This window comes from Streptomyces sp. CBMA29 (assembly GCF_014596445.1).
In the GTDB taxonomy this organism is placed as follows: domain Bacteria; phylum Actinomycetota; class Actinomycetes; order Streptomycetales; family Streptomycetaceae; genus Actinacidiphila.
Map to the genome: position 1 here is coordinate 1 of NZ_MECL01000113.1, position 3,373 is coordinate 3,373.

Here is a 3,373-nt window from a genome sequence, read left to right on the forward strand (position 1 = left end):
CTCGGGCAGCGAGGGGGCCGGCGCCGACCACGGCGGTACGGCGCTGCGCTGGGGCACGCTGGCGACGGCGCTCGCCGTACTCGCGGCGGGCACGGCGGCCGGCCGTCTCCCCGAACGGTCCCGCGCGGCGGCGCTGGGCCTCGGCGCGGGCCTCGGCTTCGGCGTGGTCGAGGTCACCGTCCGCGTCATCGACGGCATGACCCCGGTGGCGCTGCTCACCAACCCGGCCGTCTACGGCCTCCTCGTCGGCGGCGGAGCCGCCTTCCTGCTGCTGACCTCCGCCCTCCAGCGCGGCTCGGTGACGGCCGCCACCGCGGGCATGGTCATCGGCGAGACCGTCGGCCCGGCGCTCGTCGGCGTCCTCGCCCTCGGTGACCGCACCCGCCACGGCTGGGCCCCGGTCGCGGTCGCGGGCTTCGCCCTCGCGGTCGTCGGCGCCCTGGCCCTGGCCCGCTTCGGCGAGGTCGCCCCGCCGGGGGAGGACGCGGAGAAGGAGGCGGACGAGGCGACCCCCAGCCGCCTGTGAGCCGGGGTACGGACGCTCAGCCCACCGCGACCGGACCCGTCAGCGGACCCGTCAGCGTACGCAGGTCGATCGCGACGGAGCCGACGACGAGCGCGAAGGCGACGACCGGCGGGGTCGGCCACCGTAGCCGTCGACCGCACCGCCGCCGACCGTAACCCCGCCGACCGCAACGCCGCCGGGTCAGACCGGCAGGCGGCGGAAGAGCGGCCTCGGGACGTGGCGCAGGGCCGACATGACGACGCGCAGGGCGCCGGGCACCCAGACCGTTTCGCTGCGGCGGCGCAGGCCGGTCTCGATGGCGACCGCGACGGCCTCGGGGGTGGTGGCCAGCGGGGCCTCTTCGCGACCCGCGGTCATCTTGGTGCGGACGAAACCGGGGCGGACGATCATGACGTGCACGCCGGCGCCGTGCAGGGCGTCGCCGAGGCCCTGGGCGAAGGCGTCAAGGCCGGCCTTGCTGCTGCCGTAGATGAAGTTCGCGCGGCGGGCGCGCTCGCCTGCCACGGAGGACAGCACGACCAGCGAGCCGTGGCCCTGCGACTGGAGGGCGCCCGCGCAGACGAGGGAGGCGGAGACCGCGCCGGTGTAGTTGACCTGGGCGACGTGGACGGCCGAGAGCGGTTCCTGCTCGTCGCGGGCCTGGTCGCCGAGGACGCCGAAGGCGAGCAGCACCATGTCGATGTCGCCCTCGGTGAAGAGCTTGCCGAGCACTTCCTCGTGCGAGGCCGGGTCGAGGGCGTCGAAACCGACCGCGTGCACGTCGGCGCCGAGCGCGCGCAGCCGCGCGGCGGCGGCGTCCAGCGCCTCGGAGGGGCGGCCCGCGAGATAGACGGTACGGGTGCGGCGGGCGATGAGGCGGCGGGCGGTGGCCAGCGCGATCTCGGAGGTGCCGCCGAGGATCAGCAGGGACTGGGGGGCGCCGAACGCGTCCTTCACGGGAAGCTCCTTCAGGGCTGGTGCGCTAGAGGGCCAGGCGGCGGGCGAGGTCGGACGTGATCGCGCCGCGCGGGTCGTACGTGGCGCGCAGGGTGCGGAAGTCGTCCAGGCGCGGGTACATCCGGGCCAGGAGTTCGGGCCGCAGCCGCGCGTCCTTGGCGAGGTAGACCCGGCCGCCCGCCTCCGCGACCTCCTCGTCCAGCTCGTCGAGGAACGCGCCGAGGCCGGGGAGCGCGGCGGGGATGTCGAGGGCGAGGGTCCAGCCCGCCATCGGGAAGGACAGCCAGCCGGGGTCGCCCTCGCCGAAGCGCTTGAGCACGGCGAGGAAGGACGGGCAGCCGCGGGCGCCGATCCGTCCGACGATGCGCCGCAGCGTCTCCTCCTGGCCGTGGCCGACGACGAACTGGTACTGGACGAAGCCGCCGCGGCCGTAGATCCGGTTCCAGTGCGGCAGCCCGTCCAGCGGGTGGAAGAAGGCGGACAGGCGCTGGAGTTCGCCGCGCCGCTCGCGCGGGGCTTTGCGGTACCAGAACTCGTTGAACAGGCCGACGCTGGTGCGGCCGAGCAGGCCCCCGGGGACGAAGCGCGGGGCGGCGGGCAGCCGTCCGGGGCGGAAGGCGAGCGGGTCGCGGCGGGCGCGGGACGTGGCGGGCAGCGCGTCGAGCGGGGCGTGGTCGCCGCGGGTGAGGACGGCGCGGCCGGTCTTCGCGCCGCGCGCGAGCAGGTCGATCCAGGCCACCGAGTAGCGGTACGTGTCGTCGGTCGCGGTCAGCCGCGCCATCAGGTCGTCCAGGTCGGTGGCGCGTTCGGTGTCCACCGTCATCAACGACGTCTGGACCGGCAGGAGCTGGATGGTCGCGGCCAGGATGACGCCGGTCAGGCCCATGCCGCCGGCCGTCGCCCAGAACAGGCCCGGTTCGTCCTCCGGCGTGACCAGCCGGGTCTCGCCGTCACCGGTCAGCAGTTCGACGGCGCGCACATGGCGGGAGAAGGACCCGGAGCCGTGGTGGTTCTTGCCGTGGATGTCCGCGCCGATCGCGCCGCCGACCGTCACATAGCGGGTGCCGGGCGTGACGGGCACGAACCAGCCGAGCGGCAGCAGCACCTCCATCAGGCGGTGCAGTGAGACGCCCGCGTCACACACGACCAGCCCGTTGACGGCGTCGATCTCGTGGATCCGGTCGAGCCCGGTCATGTCCAGGACGGCGCCGCCCGCGTTCTGCGCCGCGTCCCCGTAGGCCCGGCCCAGACCCCGCGCGATGGCGCCGCGGCCGTTGCTCCCGTTGACCGCCGCGACGGCCGCCTCGTACGTCAGGGGGCGCAGGACGCGGGCGGTGGTGGGGGCGGTGCGGCCCCAGCCGGTGACCGGGCCGACGCGGCTCGGGAGGCCGGCGGGGCCGGAGCCGGGACCGAGGGGGGCGGTGCCGGAGGCGGCGGTGGGTTCGGCCGAGGAGTCGGCGGCGGTGCGGCCCTCGCCGGTGACGGGGACGGTCGTCGCGGAGGGTACAGGCATGCCCGTGACCGTAGCGCCCTGAGTGGTGCGAAAGATCATGAATAGTGCGCTATGCGGCTTTTCTCACTGAAAAGGGTGAGTGGTGGTGCGTGAGGAGCTGTCGCGCACGGTAAGCATCCGGGGTCCAAGTGTGATGACCCGACAATTCGCCCAGGCGGGGCAGTCGATCGCCCCGCTGCGGCGGCCGAAGGGTCACGAGCCGTCGCTGCGAGGGAGTACCGACCAGTGCGCTACCCCGACTCCGCCGCGGAACGCGCGGACCGCCACCTGCTCGCCGCGCTGCGCCGCCGCCTGCTGTACGACGGCCGGGCCGTGCTGGGCCGCGCCCACGTCGGCGGGCGGCTGTGGCTCAAGGCGACGCTGCTCAACCCCTACCTCACCGCGGCCGACCTCGACGC

2 protein-coding genes and 2 pseudogenes are annotated in these 3,373 nt (G+C 75.1%); 2 read left to right on the plus strand and 2 right to left on the minus strand.

Annotated elements, in window-relative coordinates:
- A pseudogene (locus BGM09_RS16475) lies at window positions 1–526 on the plus strand (hypothetical protein); the annotation flags it as partial.
- A 180-nt stretch (window positions 527–706) separates the two neighbouring features.
- Here the strand turns inward: BGM09_RS16475 and BGM09_RS16480 are convergent.
- Both BGM09_RS16480 and BGM09_RS16485 read right to left on the minus strand, forming a co-directional pair.
- Window positions 707–1,462, minus strand: a complete 756-nt coding sequence (locus BGM09_RS16480) for a decaprenylphospho-beta-D-erythro-pentofuranosid-2-ulose 2-reductase (protein ID WP_188282355.1) — start codon at window positions 1,460–1,462, stop codon at window positions 707–709.
- A 25-nt stretch (window positions 1,463–1,487) separates the two neighbouring features.
- Window positions 1,488–2,975: an FAD-binding oxidoreductase gene (locus tag BGM09_RS16485; protein ID WP_188282356.1), complete on the minus strand. Its 1,488-nt coding sequence runs from the start codon at window positions 2,973–2,975 to the stop codon at window positions 1,488–1,490.
- A 255-nt stretch (window positions 2,976–3,230) separates the two neighbouring features.
- On the opposite strand from BGM09_RS16485, the pseudogene BGM09_RS39190 reads away from it, so the two are divergent.
- A pseudogene (locus BGM09_RS39190) lies at window positions 3,231–3,373 on the plus strand (aspartate aminotransferase family protein); the annotation flags it as partial.